Annotated in this window: 16 protein-coding genes and 1 pseudogene; 13 read left to right on the top strand and 4 right to left on the bottom strand. The window is 67.8% G+C overall.

All coding sequences use genetic code 11. The features are described from left to right. The 13 genes and pseudogenes from VNR91_RS04240 to VNR91_RS04180 all read left to right on the top strand — a co-directional run. Positions 1 to 268 (top strand): annotated as a pseudogene (locus VNR91_RS04240) (RraA family protein); the annotation flags it as partial. Beyond that, the gene (locus VNR91_RS04235; RefSeq protein WP_325489542.1) at positions 265 to 660 is read left to right on the top strand and encodes a RidA family protein; all 396 of its coding nucleotides are present in this window, start codon (positions 265 to 267) and stop codon (positions 658 to 660) included. The pseudogene VNR91_RS04240 and the gene VNR91_RS04235, both read left to right, overlap by 4 nt. 124 nt (positions 661 to 784) lie before the next feature. Further along, positions 785 to 2,125 carry an MFS transporter gene (locus tag VNR91_RS04230; RefSeq protein WP_325489541.1) on the top strand — a complete coding sequence of 447 codons (1,341 nt, stop codon included), beginning with the start codon at positions 785 to 787 and terminating at the stop codon, positions 2,123 to 2,125. A 16-nt stretch (positions 2,126 to 2,141) separates the two neighbouring features. Further along, a complete protein-coding gene (locus VNR91_RS04225; RefSeq protein ID WP_325489540.1) occupies positions 2,142 to 3,476 on the top strand; it encodes a Rieske 2Fe-2S domain-containing protein in 1,335 nt (444 codons plus the stop codon). Then, positions 3,473 to 4,669, top strand: coding sequence for a Gfo/Idh/MocA family oxidoreductase (locus tag VNR91_RS04220; RefSeq protein WP_325489539.1), 1,197 nt, complete (start codon positions 3,473 to 3,475; stop codon positions 4,667 to 4,669). The genes VNR91_RS04225 and VNR91_RS04220 overlap by 4 nt, the downstream gene beginning before the upstream one ends. After that, positions 4,666 to 4,947 carry a 2Fe-2S iron-sulfur cluster binding domain-containing protein gene (locus VNR91_RS04215; RefSeq protein ID WP_325489538.1) on the top strand — a complete coding sequence of 94 codons (282 nt, stop codon included), beginning with the start codon at positions 4,666 to 4,668 and terminating at the stop codon, positions 4,945 to 4,947. The genes VNR91_RS04220 and VNR91_RS04215 overlap by 4 nt, the downstream gene beginning before the upstream one ends. Before the next feature lie 16 nt (positions 4,948 to 4,963). Beyond that, on the top strand, positions 4,964 to 5,953 hold the full coding sequence (locus VNR91_RS04210) for an extradiol ring-cleavage dioxygenase (protein WP_325489537.1): 990 nt from the start codon (positions 4,964 to 4,966) through the stop codon (positions 5,951 to 5,953). Between the two features lie 94 nt (positions 5,954 to 6,047). Continuing rightward, positions 6,048 to 6,707, top strand: coding sequence for an RraA family protein (locus VNR91_RS04205; protein ID WP_325489536.1), 660 nt, complete (start codon positions 6,048 to 6,050; stop codon positions 6,705 to 6,707). Continuing rightward, positions 6,704 to 7,363, top strand: coding sequence for an RraA family protein (locus VNR91_RS04200; RefSeq protein WP_325489535.1), 660 nt, complete (start codon positions 6,704 to 6,706; stop codon positions 7,361 to 7,363). Before VNR91_RS04205 ends, VNR91_RS04200 begins: the two co-directional genes overlap by 4 nt. A 3-nt stretch (positions 7,364 to 7,366) precedes the next feature. Beyond that, a complete protein-coding gene (locus VNR91_RS04195) occupies positions 7,367 to 7,681 on the top strand; it encodes a 2Fe-2S iron-sulfur cluster-binding protein (protein WP_325489534.1) in 315 nt (104 codons plus the stop codon). A 1-nt stretch (position 7,682) separates the two neighbouring features. After that, entirely contained in the window at positions 7,683 to 8,432 is a 750-nt protein-coding gene (locus VNR91_RS04190; RefSeq protein ID WP_325489533.1) for a glucose 1-dehydrogenase, read from the top strand. A gap of 18 nt (positions 8,433 to 8,450) precedes the next feature. Beyond that, positions 8,451 to 8,996: a VOC family protein gene (locus VNR91_RS04185; RefSeq protein ID WP_325489532.1), complete on the top strand. Its 546-nt coding sequence runs from the start codon at positions 8,451 to 8,453 to the stop codon at positions 8,994 to 8,996. A 142-nt stretch (positions 8,997 to 9,138) separates the two neighbouring features. Next, positions 9,139 to 11,343: a TonB-dependent receptor gene (locus VNR91_RS04180; RefSeq protein WP_325489531.1), complete on the top strand. Its 2,205-nt coding sequence runs from the start codon at positions 9,139 to 9,141 to the stop codon at positions 11,341 to 11,343. Between the two features lie 47 nt (positions 11,344 to 11,390). Here the strand turns inward: VNR91_RS04180 and VNR91_RS04175 are convergent, their stop codons facing one another. The 4 genes from VNR91_RS04175 to VNR91_RS04160 are packed head-to-tail and all read right to left on the bottom strand — an operon-like array spanning position 11,391 to position 16,613. Next, positions 11,391 to 12,173, bottom strand: coding sequence for a crotonase/enoyl-CoA hydratase family protein (locus VNR91_RS04175; RefSeq protein ID WP_325489530.1), 783 nt, complete (start codon positions 12,171 to 12,173; stop codon positions 11,391 to 11,393). 22 nt (positions 12,174 to 12,195) lie between these two features. Continuing rightward, positions 12,196 to 14,316, bottom strand: coding sequence for an acyl-CoA dehydrogenase (locus VNR91_RS04170; protein WP_325489529.1), 2,121 nt, complete (start codon positions 14,314 to 14,316; stop codon positions 12,196 to 12,198). A gap of 36 nt (positions 14,317 to 14,352) precedes the next feature. After that, positions 14,353 to 15,366: an amidohydrolase family protein gene (locus VNR91_RS04165; protein WP_325489528.1), complete on the bottom strand. Its 1,014-nt coding sequence runs from the start codon at positions 15,364 to 15,366 to the stop codon at positions 14,353 to 14,355. Further along, entirely contained in the window at positions 15,363 to 16,613 is a 1,251-nt protein-coding gene (locus VNR91_RS04160; protein WP_325489527.1) for a CaiB/BaiF CoA-transferase family protein, read from the bottom strand. Before VNR91_RS04160 ends, VNR91_RS04165 begins: the two co-directional genes overlap by 4 nt. Between the last annotated feature and the right edge of the window lie 5 nt (positions 16,614 to 16,618).

Raw genomic sequence — 16,618 nt, 5'->3', positions numbered from 1 at the left:
CCAGGGCACGGGCAAGGATCTGGCCGGCGCCGGCACGCTGGGTGCGCCGGTGACGATCGGCGATGTGTGCATTCACCCCGGCGACCTGATCGTCGCGGATGCGGATGGCGTAGTGGTACTGCCCGCCGACCGCGCCGAGGCGATCGTCGCGCTGGGCGAAGAGCGTGATGCCGCCGAGCAGGAGATTTTCGCGCGGCTGCGTGCGGGCGGCAGCACGATCGAGGTCTATGGGCTGGGCACCCCGCATCGGCTGGAGAGCGAGACATGACCCGGATCAGCATCGACGTCGATGGTCTCACCCACGGGGCGCTGCCGATCCCCACGGCATCGCGGATCGGCCCGTTCCTCGCCACCGGCGGCATCCGCGGCGTCGATCCCGCGACGCACGCGCTGCCCGACGACCCGCAGGCGCAGGCCGACCTGATGTTCGACAATCTGCGGCTGGTGCTGGAAGCGGCGGGGGCGGCGCCGGGCGACGTGCTGAAGCTGACCGTGTGGCTCTGCGACGGATCGCTGCGCCCGATCGTCAACCCCGGCTGGCTGCGGTTGTTTCCCGATCCAGCCTCGCGCCCCGCGCGCCACGTCCTGATTCAGGCGCTTCCCGGCGCGATGGCGATCCAGTGCGAGGCGTTGGCCGTCGTGGCCGGCGCGGTCGGATAAGGGGCGGTTATGACTGCATCCGCAACCGGTATTTTCGGTCGCGCGCGGGGGCGGCTACGGACGATCTTCGGCACGGCCTCGATCAGAGGGCCAGTCGTGAGGTCGGAGAGACGCGAGGCGAATGATGCAAGATAGCCCAGCCGCGGAAACGGCGGCCCCGACCGCGCTGACCGCCGACGAAGAGGCATATCGCGCGCGGCTGATGCGCCCGGCCTACCGCTCGACCGTGCTGGCGCTGGTCGTCGCGGGGTTCGCGCTCAACTTTCTCGACCGCCAGATTCTCAGCATCCTGATGCAGCCGATCAAGGAGGATCTGGGGCTGTCCGATACGGCGCTCGGTTTCCTGTCTGGGCTGGCGTTCGCCATCTTCTATGCGACGGTGGGCATCCCGGTTTCCCGCCTGGCCGATCGGCGATCGCGGCGCGGGGTGATGGGCGTGTCGATGGCGTTGTGGAGCGCGGCGACCGCGCTGTGCGGCCTCGCGCAGAATTTCACCCAGCTGTTTCTCGCACGCGTCACCGTCGGCATCGGCGAGGCCGGGTTCACCCCGTCGGGCTTGACGATGATGTCCGACTATTTTCCCAAGCATCAGCGCTCGACGGCGCTGGGCATCGTCAACACCGGGCCGATGTTCGGCACGATGCTGGGGTTTCTGATCGGCGGCTGGGCGGCGGTGGAATACGGCTGGCGCGCCGCGTTCTTCATCGCCGGCGTGCCGGGCATCCTGTTCGCACTGGTGTTCTGGCTGGTCGTGCGCGAGCCGTGGCGCGGCATGGCTGATCGCGCACGCGCGGTGGCGCCGCCGCAGCCGCCGATGCTGGCCACCGCCGCGATCTTCTGGCGCTCGCGCAGCTATCGTTACCTGCTGGTCGGCGCGGCGCTGTCGGCGTTCGGTCTCTATGGCGTGTCGATCTGGATGCCGTCGTTCCTGGCGCGCTCGCACGGCCTGTCGCCGAAGGAGATCGGGTCGGTGCTGGGTCCGCTGATCGGCGTGGTCGGCGCAGCCGGGATGGTGACCGGTGGGTTCTTGACCGATAAATTGTCGGTGCGCGATGAGCGTTGGGCGTTCTGGATGCCGGCGATCGCCTCGGTGTTCTGCGTGCCGCTCTACGCCGCCTCGCTGCTGGTCAGCGGCGACGGGCTGGCGATGGTGATCTACTCCGCTGGTTATTTTACCAGCGTGCTGTGGGTCGCGCCGACCTTCTCGGTGGTCCAGGCGCTGATGCCGCCGACGACGCGGGTGACCGCGATCGCGTGGAAGCTGCTGGTCACCAATCTGGTCGGCCTCGGCCTGGGGCCACAGGCGGTCGGCATCCTCAGCGACGTGCTGGCGGCCGGCTACGGCGTCGATTCGCTGCGCTACGCCATGTTGCTTTCCAGCCTGTGCCTGATCGGCCCAGCGATATTCTACACGCTCGCCGCGCGCACGCTCAAGGCGGAACTGCGCGCGAACGAGGCATATTGACGAGGAGGAACCGGCATTGACGTCTGAGGAGAACAAGCTGCTCGCCAGCACCAAGCCCGGCACGCCGATGGGCGAGCTGTTCCGCCGTTTCTGGCTGCCTGCGGTAACCAGCACCGAACTCGTCGCCGACGGATCGCCGGTGCGGCTGCGCATCCTGCACGAGGATCTGCTGGCGTTTCGCGATACCAACGGCGACGCCGGAATCATCGAGGCCTATTGCACCCACCGGCTCGCACCGCTCTATTTCGGGCGCAACGAGGAATGCGGCATCCGTTGCCCGTATCACGGGTGGAAGTTCGACATCCACGGCAACTGCCTCGACATTCCGAGCATTCCCAAGGGCAACAACGAGACCGCGCGCAAACGCGTCTCGCTCAAAGCCTACCCCACGCGCGAGGCGGGAGGGGTGCTATGGGTCTATATGGGGCCAAAGGATCGCGAGCCGCCGTTCCCACGTTTCGAGAGCACGCTGGTCGCCGAGGGTTTCGGCCACGCCTCGCGCTGGATCCAGCGCAGCAACTGGCTGGCGGGGCTGGAGGGCGAGCTGGACAGCGCGCACATCAGTTGGCTGCATCGCTATTACGCGCCCGAGGCGAACCCGATCAAGGGCGGCGGCAGCGAGACGGTGGACGATTCTGCCCCCGACATCACACTGCGCGAGACCGACTATGGCTTCCTCTATGGCGCCCGGCGCAGCCATTCCAGCGGCGCGAACTATTGGCGCGTCACCCAGTGGATGGTGCCGATGTTCAGCCTGATTCCGCGCAACGCCGGCGAGTTCTGCGAGGGCGCCGGCCGCGCGTGGGTGCCGATCGACGACGACAACGTCACCACCTTCCACTTCTATTACCGCACCGACCGGCCGATCGCGGAGGAGGAAGAGAAATATCTCGCCAGCGGGCAGGCCTTCCCGCCGCGGCTGGCAAAGGGCAGCGTCCGACTGGGGGAGGCGTCGCCGATCGACACCTTCCTGACCATCGCCAACCTCGACAATGATTATCTGATGGATCGGTCGCTTCAGGCGGACTTCAATTTCACCGGCATCTGGGGGGCGAACGAACAGGATCGCGCGCTGCAGGAATCGATGGGCATGGTCGCGGGCACGCGGTTGGTCGACCGCAGCCGCGAACATCTGGTCGGATCGGACGAGGCGATCGGCAAGATGCGCCGTCGCCTGCTGAACATGGCCAAGGCCATGGCCGAAGGGCGTGAGCCCGACGAGCCGGCCGGCGCCGATTTCGGCGTGCGCGCGATCAGCAAGATGTCCGAACTGTCGGTGTTCGACGAACTGCGCGCGCGGCATCTGCACGAATTCGTCGCGCCGAACCGCGAGGCCGAGCACGCCGGGTGAGCACCGGGAGCGATCAGCGCATCGGGATCGGGGTGATCGGTCTCGGCATGGCCGGCGGCGTGATGGTGCCGGTCATCGCCGCGCATCCGCGTCTGCGCCTGGTCGCCGCCGCCGATCTCAATCCGGTTCTGCGCGAGCGTTTCGCGCGCGATCACGGCGTCCCTGCGTTCGACGACGTCGCGGCGCTGGTCGCGCGCGACGATGTCGAGGCGGTGTACGTCGCGACGCCGCACGCGCTTCACGCCCGCCACGTGCTGCTCGCGCTGGCCCATGGCAAGCATGTGGTCGTCGAAAAGCCGATGGGGCTGACGCTGGCCGAATGCGACGCGATGATCGCGGCGGCCGATGCGGCGAAGGCGACGATGATCGTCGGCCATACCCACGGCTTCGACCCTGCCATCGCCCGGATTCGCGACCTGGTGGAAGAGGGGGCGGTGGGCGAGCCGGTGCTAGTCAACCTGTTCAACTACACCAATTTTCTTTACCGCCCGCGCCGCCCGGAGGAACTCGATCCTGCCCAGGGCGGCGGTGTGCTGTGGAACCAACTGCCGCACCAGATCGACGTCGCGCGGACGGTGATCGGTCGCCCGATCCGGTCGGTCCGAGCGATGACCGCCGCGCTCGATCCGGCGCGCAGGGTCGACGGGCTGGTCAGCGTGTTCGCCGAATTCGACGGCGGCGCGACGGCGATGCTGGTCTACAGCGGCTATGACCGGTTCGACAGCGACGAATTCTCCGAATGGATCGGGGCGTCGGGGCAGGCCAAGCAGCCGGCGCATGGCGCCACCGCCCGGGCGCTGCCGAACGACGCTACGGATGAGGTCGACGCGCGCCAGACCCGATGGGGCTACGGCGGCGATTCGATGCGCCCGGTGCCCGCCGCCGGCCTGCCGCATTTCGGGCAGCTCATCGTCAGTTGTGTCAACGCCGATATCCGCCAGTCGCCGCGCGGGCTGATCGTCTATGATCGCGACGGGATGCGCGAAGTGCCGGTGGCGGCTACCGCCGCCCGGCCGGGCCATGCCGCCGTGTTCGATGAACTGTGGGCGGCGCTGCGTGGCGGAGCGCCGGCGGTCCACGACGGGCGCTTTGGTCGCGCGACGATCGAGGCGTGCCTGGCGATCGCAGAATCGGCGCGGCTGGGTGCGGAAGTCGGTCTGAACGTGGCGATGGGCGTGGAGGTCACCGGATGACCGCGCCGCCCGCCGATTTCGTCGTCCGCCTCGCCCGCAGCGGGGCCACCGTCGCGGTCGGGCCGGCCGACACCATCCTGCGCGCGCTCGCGCGGGCGGGGGTGCATATCCCGCACAATTGCACCGCAGGCATCTGCGGCATTTGCGAGACGCGGGTGCTGGCGGGCGAGCCGCTCCACCGCGACCAGATCATCGACCGGTGCACCACCGGCGCGCGGCACCGCATCATGCCGTGTTGCTCGCGCTCGCGCAGTGCCGAGCTGGTGCTCGACCTCTAGACGGGAAACAAACGAGATGAGTCGGATTGTCCTGGGCCTTGGCGCCTCCCATTCCCCACTGCTGACGTTCGGTGTCGATACGTGGATCGAAAAGGCGGAAGACGACAGGCGTCGCCCGCTCAATCTGTCGGACGGCCGCTATCTGTCCTATGCCGAACTGGTCGCCGAGCGCGGCGAGCCGTATTCGGCCGAGGCGACGCGTGACAATCTGCTGGTGCAGGAACGGCGCTGCCAGGATGCGCTCGACCGCATGGCCGATGCGCTGGAGGAGTCGGCACCCGACGCGCTGATCGTCATCGGCGACGATCAGGCCGAGCTGTTCAGCCTGGCGAGCATGCCGGCGATCTCGATCTTCTATGGTGAGGAGATCGTCATGCATCCTTGGGGCGAGGATGCGGAGCACATGCCCAACTGGAAGGCGAGCGCCGCCGCCGGTTACGGGATGGATGCCGCCAATCGCTTTGCCGGCGCGCCCGATCTTGCGCTCGCCGCGATCGAGGGGCTGATCGAGCGCGAGGTGGATATCGGCGCTGCCAGCGAAGTGCTCGATCCGCGTGTGGCGGGGTTCGGTCATGCCTATGGCTTCATCGCAACGCGGCTGTTTCGCGGACGCAAGATCCCGATGCTGCCGGTGCTGCTCAACACCTATTTTCGCCCCAACGTGCCGACCGCCGCCCGCGCCTATGATATCGGCGTCAAGCTGGCGGAGACCATGCTCGGGTCGGACGATCTGAAGCTGGGCGTGGTTGCATCGGGCGGGCTCAGCCATTTCATCACCGATGCCGAACTAGACCTCGGCGTGTTGCGGGCGATGCGCGACAAGGACGTGGCGCATCTGCGCTCGGTGCCGAGGGAAGCGCTGTTGTCCGGTTCATCGGAGATTCTCAACTGGATCATGGCGGCCGGGGCGCTGCGCGACCTGCCGATGACCTGGCACGACTATGTCCCGATCTATCGCACGCCGGGGGGCAGCGGGATCGGCATGGGCTTTGCGATCTGGCGCTAGTCCGCCCGCGGACGCGACGCGGAACACATGGAAATTCGAGCGGAGGTCCGATGCGATCGGACCGCGCGCCGCTCACGGCGAAAGGAGGAAGGAAATGAGCGATCCGGTCGCGCGCCTGCGCGCGCTCGATAGCTGCGCGGTGTCCGACGCGCTCGACACCGAAGGCGTGGCCGGGGTGGCGCGCGGTCTGGTGCAGATGTCGTCGAGCCGGCGGATCGCCGGCCGCTGCATGACGGTGCGACTGGTGCCCGATGAAGGGACCAAGGCGCCGCGTCACCTGTGCACCGCCGCGGTCGAGGCGGCCGGTCCCGACGACGTCATCGTCATCGACCATGGCGGCCGGACCGAGGTGGCGGGCTGGGGCGGCATATTGTCGCTCGCGGCGTCGCAGCGCGGGCTGGCGGGAGTGGTGATCGACGGCGCCGCACGCGACATCGACGAGAGCCGCGAATTCGACCTGCCGGTGTTCGCGCGTGCCGCCACCCCCACGACCGCGCGCCGCCGCATCGTCGAAAAGGAATGGAATGTGCCGGTCACGCTGTGCGCGGTGGCGGTCGCGCCCGGCGACTATGTCATCGCCGACGGCAGCGGCGTGGTGTTCGTGCCGCAGGATCGGATCGACCGCATCCTGGCCACCGCCGAACGGATCGCCGAACGCGAGCGCCGCATGGCCGCCGACGTGCGCGCCGGGCGTCCGGTCTCCCAGGTGATGGGCACCGATTATGAAACCATGCTCGATGGGGACACGAAATGACCGACACTTTCCTGGCGGCGCTGCGCGCGCTGTCCTGCACCGATATCAGCGACGCGATGGACCGGCTCGGCATTCCGGGCCAGTGCCTGGGGATCATGCCGCTCGACCGCAGCTTTCGGCTGGTCGGCCGCGCGTGGACGCTGCGCTATGGCACCGTCGGCCAGGATCGCGGCAGCGTCGGCGATTATATCGACGATATGGGGCCGGATCAGGTCGTCGTGCTCGACAATCAAGGCCGGCTCGACGCGACGGTGTGGGGTGACCTGCTGACCTCGACCGCGTCGCGCCGCAAGGTGGCGGGGACGGTGATCGATGGCGTGTGCCGCGATGTCGACCGCGCGTTGGAGGAAGGCTATCCGATCTTCTCTCGCGGCAACTGGATGCGCACCGGCAAGGACCGTGTCCGCGTCGAGGCGACGCAGGAACCGGTGACGATCGGCGGGGTTCGCGTCGAACCCGGCGACTATCTGCTCGGCGACGGCGACGGGCTGGTCAGCGTGCCCGCTGCGCGGATCGGTGAGGTGATCGCCAACGCAGAGGAGATCGCGGGGGCCGAGGCGCATATCCGCGCCGCGGTCCAGGCCGGCCAGTCGTTGCGCGAGGCGCGTGCCGCCCATGGCTACCACACGCTCCAGACCCGCCAGACGGCCGGCTGAACCGTGCGGATTCACCTCAAGCTGCGCGACGGCACAACCCGGACGATCGATGCCGAGGCTGGGCTCTCGCTGATGGAGAACATCCGCAACGCCGGGATCGACGAGTTGTTGGCGCTGTGCGGCGGCTGTTGTTCGTGCGCGACCTGCCATGTGTGGATCGACCACGCTGCCGGGGCCAATCTGCCCCCGCTCGGCGAGGACGAATCGGACCTGCTCGACAGTTCGGCGCACCGCGACGATCGGTCGCGACTGTCGTGCCAGATCGTGATCGAACACGGCATGGCCGATCTGTCGGTCATCATCGCCCCGGAGGATTGACGTGGTCGGAGCCGACGATCGCCGCATCGTGCTGATCACCGGCGCGGCGTCGGGCATCGGCGAGGCGACCGCGCGTCGCTTCGTGGCGGCGGGGTATCGAGTCGTCCTGACCGATCGGAATGAAGGACGATTGGCGCGGGTCCATGCCGAACTTGGCGCCGACGATCATCTGGCGGCGCATCTTGATGTCACGATGGAGGGCGACTGGCGGTCGGTCCTGGCCGATGTCGACGCGCGGTTCGGGCGGCTCGACGTGCTGGTCAACAATGCTGGCTGGGGGCCGCCGCTGACGATTGCGCAGACCAGCTATGACGACTGGCGCCAGATCCTCGCGGTCAATCTCGACAGCGTATTCCTCGGCACCAAATACGCGATGCCGCTGCTCGAACGGTCGGCGGCGGGCGCGATCGTCAACGTGTCGTCCGTGCGCGGGTTCGCCGCCGGGCGGTTTGCCGCGGCCTACACAGCAGCCAAGGGAGGCGTGCGCTTGCTGACCAAGGCGGCGGCAATCGAATGCGCGACGGCCCGCAGCGGCGTGCGGGTCAATTCGGTCCACCCCGGCTTCGTCGATACGCCGCTGGGCCGCTCGGCCGGAGCGGAGGCGATCTCCCGGCTGGCCGAAACCATTCCCGAGGGGCGGCTGGCCCGGCCCGACGAGATCGCCGGGGCGATCCTGTTCCTGGCGAGCACCGACGCCAGCTACGTCAACGGCACCGAACTGGTCGTCGACGGCGGTTTTCTGGCGGTGTGATGAAGAAAGGGAGGAGCGATGAGCCGGACATTCGGGCCGATCGTGCAGAACGGTTATGTCGTCGACGATCTCGATGCTGCAGTGACTCATTGGATCGAGCGGCTGGGGGTAGGCCCGTTTTTCCTGTTGCCGCCCTTGCGGTTCGAACGCTGCGCGTTTCGCGGCGTCGCGACCGATCCGGTGCTGCATATCGCGGTGGCCAATTCTGGCGGGTTGCAGATCGAGCTGATCGAACAGGTCAACGCCGCGCCGTCGGCGCATCGCGAGTTTCTGGAAACGCACGGGCCGGGACTGCAACACGTGTCGGTGTGGAGTGAAGATTATGACGACGACCTGGCCCGCCATACCGCCGCTGGCCACCGCGTGCTGCAGGATGCGACGATTCCGGGCGGCGTTCGGTTGACATATTTCGACACCGGCCTCCACGGCGGCGCGGTGATGGAAATGCTCGAACTCCACGATCGCGGTCGGGCGATGATGGCGGAAATCCGCGATGCCGCGATTGGATGGGACGGCCGCGATCCGCGCCGAACCCTGTCGGCGACGACGCGCCCTACGACATAGCGAAGAATTATAAGCCCGAATTATGCGTGCAGGCCGAAACGGTATTTCCGGCGTGGCGACGGCGTCGATACCCCTTGCCGGCGCGAGATGAAGACAACGGCAGGCTGAAGAATCGGCGCCGGATCAGAGGGGATGGAGAGGTATGAAGATCAAGGCATTGTTGCTTGCGACCCTGCCGGTGTGGGCGATGGCATCGACCGGCGCAGCGGCACAGACGGCACCCGATGCGGCGTCCGCCGCGACGGGTGACGCCCAGCAGGCGGATTCGCAGTCGGGCGGTCTGGCCGATATCGTCGTAACCGCGCAGCGGCGCGCGCAGAACCTTCAGGACGTACCGATCGCGGTGACTGCGGTCACCTCCGACGGCCTGCTCAGCCAGGGTATCGGCGACACCCGCGAACTGGCGCAGAGCGTCCCCGGACTTCAGGTGACGACTCAGCTCGGCAACGTCATCACCTATTTGCGCGGCGTGGGCACCGCCGCCACCTCCACCGAAAGCCCGGTCGCGATCTATCTCGACGGCGTCTATCTGGCCTCCCAGGGTGCGGGCCTGACGCAGCTCGACAATATCGAGCGCGTCGAGGTCCTTAAGGGGCCACAGGGCACGCTGTTCGGGCGCAACACCACCGGCGGCGTCATCCAGTTCGTCACCCGTGACCCGCGTCAGCAGTTCGAAGGCAGCGCGTCGGCCAGCTATGGCAATTTCAACACCGTCGCGCTCAGCGGCTATGTGTCGGGCGGGCTGGCGACCGATCTTGCCGCCAATCTGGCGGTCAGCTACCGCGATCAGGCCGACGGCTGGGGCCGAAACCTGACGCTGGGCACCGACATCTTCACCAGCAAGAGCTTTGCGATCCGCGGCAAGATGCTATGGACGCCGGGCGACACCCGCATCACGCTGAGCGGCGATTATAGCTATGTGCGCAGCGACCAGGGCATGGGGCTGCATTTCGCGCCGGGCTATTACGGGCTCGACGGCACCACCACCTACGGTGGCTATTACGACAGCTATGGCAACTTCGCCGAAGAGTATCGCAACAAGCAATATGGCGCGATGCTCAAGATCGAGCATGATTTCGGCCCGCTGCAACTCGTCAGCATTTCGTCGTACCGCAAGGCGCCGATGGTCAATTACTACGATCAGGACGGGACGCCGGCGGGGATCGTCAACGCCGGTCCTCTGCGGCTGAAGAGCCGCACGATCTCGCAGGAACTGCAGGTCCTGTCGCCCGGCGGGTCCAAGATCCAGTGGATCGCCGGACTGTTCTTCTACGACGACCAATATGGCGCCGATCCGTACCAGATCGGTCCGGCCGGCGGTTTTCCGTATCGTCTCCACTACTCCGACGTGCCGACACGGTCCTATGCCGCCTTCGCCCAGACGACCTTCGCGGTGCTTCCCCAGACCAACCTGACGCTGGGCCTGCGCTACACGATCGACGAGAAGTCCGTCGACGGGCGGATCCTCACGCCCACGGGCGCTGTCGCGCTGTCGCGCGTCGCAGAACTGAACAGCGATCGACTGACCTGGCGCGTCGCGCTCGATCACCATTTCAACGACGATGTGCTCGGCTACATTTCGTACAATCGCGGGTTCAAGAGCGGCATCTTCTCGGTCGCCAATTTTTCGGGCGCGTTGCCCGAATCGGTCGATGCCTATGAAGCGGGCCTCAAGACCGAACTTGCCAATCGCGCGGTGCGCCTGAATCTGGCGGGGTTCTATTACGACTACACCAACATCCAGCTCAGCCGGGTGACCAACGGCGCGCAGACCGTCACCAACGCCGGCGCGGCGGAAATCTATGGCGCGGAGGCGGAAATCGACGCGGTGCTCGGCCGCAACCTGACGTTGCGCGGGTCGATGGCCTGGGTCCACGGGCGCTATTCGTCCTATCCCGATGCGCCCTATTTCCTGCCTAATCCGGTGACGACGGTCCCGGCCGGCATCACCTGTCCCGCGACGCGGCCCACGACGCGCGGTGGCAACCTCAGCTGTTCGGGCGATGCGACGGGCAACCAGATCATCCGCACGCCGCCGCTGTCGATCAACGTGTCGGGCACCTACAAGATCCCGACCTCGATAGGGGATTTCTCGCTCAGCGGCAGCTACGCCTACAACGGCAATTTCTACTGGACGCCGGACAACACCATCCACCAGCCGGCCTATCACCTGTTCGGCGGAACGGTGGGCTGGCAGCCGGCTAATCAGGCGTACCGGGTCGAAGTTTGGGCGCGTAACATCGGCAACGCCCGCTATGCGATCTACGGTGATTCGGGATCGCTCGGCCGGGTCGAATCGCCGGGCGAGCCCCGGACGTACGGCGTCACCCTGTCGACCAAATTCTGATCGCAAAGGAGCCGTGCCGCCACGACCGGCGGCACGGTCCGAAGCTCTCAGCGCCGGCGGTCGTTGAACGCCTGCACCGCGCGGCGATGATCGTCGGTGGTATGGGCGATCGCCTGCAACGCCGCCGACATGTCGAGGATGCCGGCCAGCGTCGCCAGCCGAGCTTCCTTCATCAGCCGCTTGGTGCTGCGGACGGCATAGCCCGGATTGGCGGCGATACGTTGGGCCAGCTCCATCGCGGCGGGCATCAGCGCGGCGGGTTCGACGACCTGCGCCACCAGCCCGATGTCCAGTGCCCGCGTCGCGTCGATCATGTCGCCGGTGAAGGCCATCTCCGCCGCGCGGCTGTAGCCGATCACCTGGGGCAGCAACCATGCCCCGCCGTCGCCTGCGATCAGCCCCAGCCGGGCAAAGCTTTCGGCAAAGCGTGCGGCGCTGCTGGCGATGCGGATATCCGCCATACACGCCAAATCGCAGCCGGCGCCGATCGCCGGCCCGTTGACGGCGGCGATCACCGGGACTTCCAGCGCGTCGAACGCCAGCGGCAGGCGCTGGATTCCGTTGCGATAGTTGCGCCGCGTGACCGTAGGATCGTCCCCCACCAGCGCGCCACCTGGCGCCATGTCGGTAATGTCGCCGCCGGTGGAAAAGGCGCTTCCCGCGCCGGTCAGCACGATCGCGCCGACATCGGGATCGCGGTCGGCCTGCGCCAGGGCCGCCAGCAGCGCGTCCTGCACCGCGAGCCCCGAGATCGGATTGCGCCGCTCGGGCAGGTTCAGCGTGATGCGCACGATCGCGGCAGTGCGCTCGACAAGGACGGGTTGGGTCATGCAGCCTCCTGAACGGGTGTCGTTACCTTAGCCCCAGCCCCCGCGCGATGATGCCCCGCAGGATCTCGCGGGTGCCGCCGCGCAACGAGAACGACGGGGCGGCGGCGATCGTCCGCGCCATCATGCCGGCCAGCCCCGGATCGGTCGGGTCGGGTTCGATCGTCACCAGCGGGCGGAGGATGTCGGGAGTCTCTTGCTCGAAGGTCGCGCCGGCTTCCTTGACGATCACCGCCTCGACCTGTGGGTCGTCGCCGCGTGCGATCATCGCGCTGACGCCGTGCGACAGGGCGCGCAGCACGGTAAGCCGGGCAGTGAGCTGGCCGATCGCGACTAGCGCTGGCGCGGCCGGCTCGGCCTCGAGCACCCGGACGGTTTCGGCGAGCAGCGGCACTGACGACAGGAATCGTTCGGGGCCGCTGCGCTCCAGCGCCAGTTCGCTCATCACCTGCGTCCAGCCGTCGCCCTCCGCCCCGATCAGCGCGCTGGCGGAGACGAACACCTCGTCGAACACCACTTCGTTGAAATGGTCCGCGCCGGTGATGTCCCGGATCGGCCGGATGGTGATGCCCGGTAGCCGCAGATCGATCAGCAACTGGCTGACCCCGGCGTGGCGCCGGCTCGATGGATCGGTGCGGCAGAACAGGATCATATAGTGGGCACGGTGGGCGTGGGTGGTCCACAGCTTGGTGCCGGTCACGCGGTAGCCGCCATCGACCGGGCGGGCGACGGTGCGCACCGCCGCCAGATCGGACCCGGCGTCGGGCTCGCTCATGCCGATGCAGAACGCGCACCGGCCACGCGCGATCTCCGGGACGATCGCGGCGCGTTGCGCGGGGGTACCGAAACGGATCAGCAACGGTCCGCTCTGGCGCTCGGCGACCCAGTGCGCGCCGCACGGGGCGCCGGCCGCGAGCAGTTCCTCCAGCACGGCATGGCGCTCCGCTGCGTCGCGTTCGCCGCCGCCGTCGGCCCTGGGCCAGGTCATCCCCAGCCAGCCGCGTTCGCCCAGCCGGCGGCTGAAATCGGCGTCCCACGCCGTCCAGCCGCCGGCACGGTCGCGCGGGGTGGCGTCGGCCAGAGCGTCGCTCAGGAAGCTACGCAGTTCGTGCCGTACCGCCCCGGTCGCGGCGGATTCGGGCAGCAATGTCGTCGCCCAGGCCCAATAGTTCGTACGATGCGTCGCCGCCGCCGTGCCCAGGCGTTCGGCCCAGATCGCCTCGCCGCCGAACTCGTCGCGCCATGCCGCCAGCGCCTGAGTGAAAAAATGAAGCGGATATTCTTCGGTGAAGCCCATCGCGCCGTGCAACTGGTGGGCGATCGCCGCCGCCGCGCCCGCCGCCGTTCCGGCGCAGACCTTGGCCGCGGCGACGGTGTCGGGATCGCCCGGTGCGTGCCGCACCATCTCGCCGGCGGCGCGCGCCATCGCCGCGTGACTCGCGAGCAGCGCGGCGCTGTGCTGGATAGCCTGGAATGTGGCGAGCGGCTTGCCGAACTGTGTCCGCTCCCGCGCATAGGTGACGGTCATGTCGAGGACGCGGGCGATCGCACCGGACATCTGCAACACGCGCAGCCCCGCGCCCAGCGTTGTGATCATCCCGGCGTCGTCGGCCGGCGCGGCGGCTTTGGCCGGGACGGCGTCGAAATGCAGCGTGTCGCGCGGGTGGGCGGCCAGATTGGCACCCTGCGCCACGCTCGCGCGGCGCGGATCGACGTGGATCAGGCGCGGGCCATCGTCGGACGACGCGGCGAGCACCAGCGTATCGACGCTGCCGCCCCATGGCACGCGCGCCACCGTTCCCGAGAGCCGGCCCTGCGTGTCGAGCGAGGCCGGGCCGCCGATGGTCGCCGGTCCCGTCGCCAGCGGTAGACCGGCCCCGGCGAGCAGGTGATTCGCCAGCATCGTCTCGGCGACCGGCAGCGGCACGGCGTAGCGCCCGAGCAGCGGGACGAGGCCCAGCCCGTCCGCTAGGGAAAGGCCGATCCCGCCTTGCGCCTCGGGCACCAATGCCAGCGGCAGGCCCATCGCGTCGATCGCGCGCCAGGCGTCACCCGGGTCTTTCTCCGCCCTGGCCCGGCGTAGCGCGGCGGCGTCGAAGCGATCACGCAGCAGCCGTTCGGTGGCATCGTAGAGGAGCTCGAACATGGCTATCTCCGCCCTCCCCCGGCGCCTGTCACTGCCCTACAGATTGGCGCGGCTGAAGAATGAGCGGGCATTGCCCTCGAACACCGCCTGCTTGCCGGCATGGTCGATGCAGGCCATCGATTCGATCACCGGCTTCAGATCGTCAAGATCGCGCCCGGTCGCCGGATCGAGCGACGACGCGCTGCCCGGACGTTCGGTGCCGAACATGCAGCGTTCGGGCCCGACCAGCCCGAACAGCAGCTCCAGCGACGGCTGGTAGTGGATGCAAGTGTCGAACCAGAATCGCTTGAGCGTGTGGAGGAACGGCTCATAGGCGGGGTAGCCGTTCTTGACATAAGTCTTGCTGCGCCGGTCCATGAACGCCTGCCACCGACCGAATTGATAGGGCACCGCGCCGCCGCCGTGGCTGATCATCATCTTCAGCCCCGGATAGCGTTCGAACACCCGCTCGCGCGCCATCGAGGTGATCGCCAGGCTCTCCTCGCTGGCGAAATGCTCGTCGTAGTTCTCGCGTCCGCAGCACCCGGCCGAATGGACATGGACCGGCACGTCCTTCTCGATCAACCGCTCCCACAGCGGATACCAATAGGGATCGCCGAAATTGGGTACCGCGCCGGTGCCCTCGCCCGGATCGGGATTGATCATCACCCCGGCAAAGCCGAGGTCGTCGATGATCCGGTCGAGTTCGTCGAACACGAATTCGATCGGCTGGTGCGGCGTCTGCGGCAGGCAGCCGACACCGCGAAAGCGATCCGGGTAGAGCTTCACCGTCTGGGCGATGCAATCGTTGTTGACCTCGGCATAGGCGACCACGTCGCGCCAGTTGGGGTTCGAATGCATCAACATGAACGGCCGGGGCGACAGCATCTGGACGTCGGTGCCCACCTCATCCATCAGCGCGACGTTGCGCGTGGCGGCCTTGGCGATCACATCCTCGCTGATCGCGTTGCGGGTATTATATCCCTGGTTGCCGTTCGATGCCTGCAACATGCTGCGATACGAGAAAATCTCGGGGACGGGCAGCAGATGGGCGTGGGCGTCGATGATCATGGCAGGCTCCTGGCTGGCGTGGGGGATGCGCAACGAACGACGCCGCGCGCGAAGAGATCGGTGATCGCGGTGGACTCGATGCCGAGTTCCGCGAGGATCGCGGCGCTATGTTCGCCCAGCGCCGGCGGGGCGCGATCATGCGCGATGGCGGTGCGCGAGAAACGGACCGGATTGGCGATGGTCGGCACGGTGGCATAGCTGGCCCCGATCGCTCGACGTGCTCCGCGCGACACCGCCTGTGGGTCGGCGAATGCTTGTGGAATGGTATTGATTTGCGCGGCGGTAACCTTCGCCTCCGCCAGCCGGTCGAGCCAGTCGTCGGTGGGGCGCCGGGCAAAGGCGGCGATCAGCAATGGTATCAGCGCGGCGCGATGAATGCAGCGATCTGCGTTGGTGGCGAACCGCGGGTCGCGCGCCAGCGCGGGGGCCTCCAGCGCGACGCACAGCCGGGCATATTGTACGTCGTTACCGACGGTGATGACGATCCGGCCGTCCGCCGTGTCGAACGCCCCGCACGGCACGACGTTCGGATGGTCGTTGCCCAGCCGCTGCGGCAATCGCCCGTCGACCAGGTGATTCATCCCCTGGTTGGCGAGCATGGCGAGCTGTACGTCGAACAGCGCGATGTCGATGTGCTGGCCGGCGCCGTCGGCGTCGCGCGCATGGAGCGCGGCCAGCACCGCGCTGCCGGCGTACATGCCCGTGAACAGGTCGGTGATGGCGACGCCGACCTTCACCGGGCCGCCGCCGGGCGATCCGTCGGGCTGGCCGGTAATGCTCATCAGGCCGCCCATCGCCTGCATGTTGAAATCATAGCCGCCCTGTCCGGCGCGCGGGCCATCCTGGCCAAAGCCGGTGATCGAACAATAGACCGCGCGCGGGTTGCGCGCCGCTACGCTGACGGGGTCCAGACCGTAGCGCGCCAGCGCCCCGACCCGAAAATTCTCGATGATCACATCGGCGCGGTCGGCCAGCGCGGTGACGACCGCCAGCCCCGCCGGATCGGCGAAATCAATCGCCAGCGAACGCTTGCCGCGATTCGCCGCCAGGAAATAGCCCGATTCGCGGGAAGGTGTGCCGTCGTCATGCGCCAGATAGGGCGGTCCCCAGCTGCGCGTATCGTCGCCGTGTGCGGGGTGCTCGACCTTGATGACGTCGGCGCCGAAATCGGCGAGCAGCTGCGACGCCCACGGCCCCGCGACCACCCGGCTCAGTTCGAGCACCCGAATTCCGTCCAGCGCCGTCATCGTCG

The sequence above is a fragment of the Sphingomonas sp. genome (assembly GCF_035555815.1).
GTDB lineage: Bacteria > Pseudomonadota > Alphaproteobacteria > Sphingomonadales > Sphingomonadaceae > Sphingomonas.
Note: the sequence above shows the minus strand (reverse complement) of the source record. Positions and strands in the feature narration are given on the sequence as shown.

Bases quoted from the DNA above. Each gene is read 5' to 3' on its own strand.
- VNR91_RS04235 (WP_325489542.1), top strand. From the start codon at position 265: ATGACCCGGATCAGCATCGACGTCGATGGTCTCACCCACGGGGCGCTG.
- VNR91_RS04185 (WP_325489532.1), top strand. From the start codon at position 8,451: ATGAGCCGGACATTCGGGCCGATCGTGCAGAACGGTTATGTCGTCGAC.
- VNR91_RS04175 (WP_325489530.1), bottom strand. From the start codon at position 12,173: ATGACCCAACCCGTCCTTGTCGAGCGCACTGCCGCGATCGTGCGCATC.
- VNR91_RS04200 (WP_325489535.1), top strand. From the start codon at position 6,704: ATGACCGACACTTTCCTGGCGGCGCTGCGCGCGCTGTCCTGCACCGAT.
- VNR91_RS04180 (WP_325489531.1), top strand. From the start codon at position 9,139: ATGAAGATCAAGGCATTGTTGCTTGCGACCCTGCCGGTGTGGGCGATG.
- VNR91_RS04205 (WP_325489536.1), top strand. From the start codon at position 6,048: ATGAGCGATCCGGTCGCGCGCCTGCGCGCGCTCGATAGCTGCGCGGTG.
- VNR91_RS04165 (WP_325489528.1), bottom strand. From the start codon at position 15,366: ATGATCATCGACGCCCACGCCCATCTGCTGCCCGTCCCCGAGATTTTC.
- VNR91_RS04210 (WP_325489537.1), top strand. From the start codon at position 4,964: ATGAGTCGGATTGTCCTGGGCCTTGGCGCCTCCCATTCCCCACTGCTG.
- VNR91_RS04230 (WP_325489541.1), top strand. From the start codon at position 785: ATGCAAGATAGCCCAGCCGCGGAAACGGCGGCCCCGACCGCGCTGACC.
- VNR91_RS04160 (WP_325489527.1), bottom strand. From the start codon at position 16,613: ATGACGGCGCTGGACGGAATTCGGGTGCTCGAACTGAGCCGGGTGGTC.
- VNR91_RS04170 (WP_325489529.1), bottom strand. From the start codon at position 14,316: ATGTTCGAGCTCCTCTACGATGCCACCGAACGGCTGCTGCGTGATCGC.
- VNR91_RS04215 (WP_325489538.1), top strand. From the start codon at position 4,666: ATGACCGCGCCGCCCGCCGATTTCGTCGTCCGCCTCGCCCGCAGCGGG.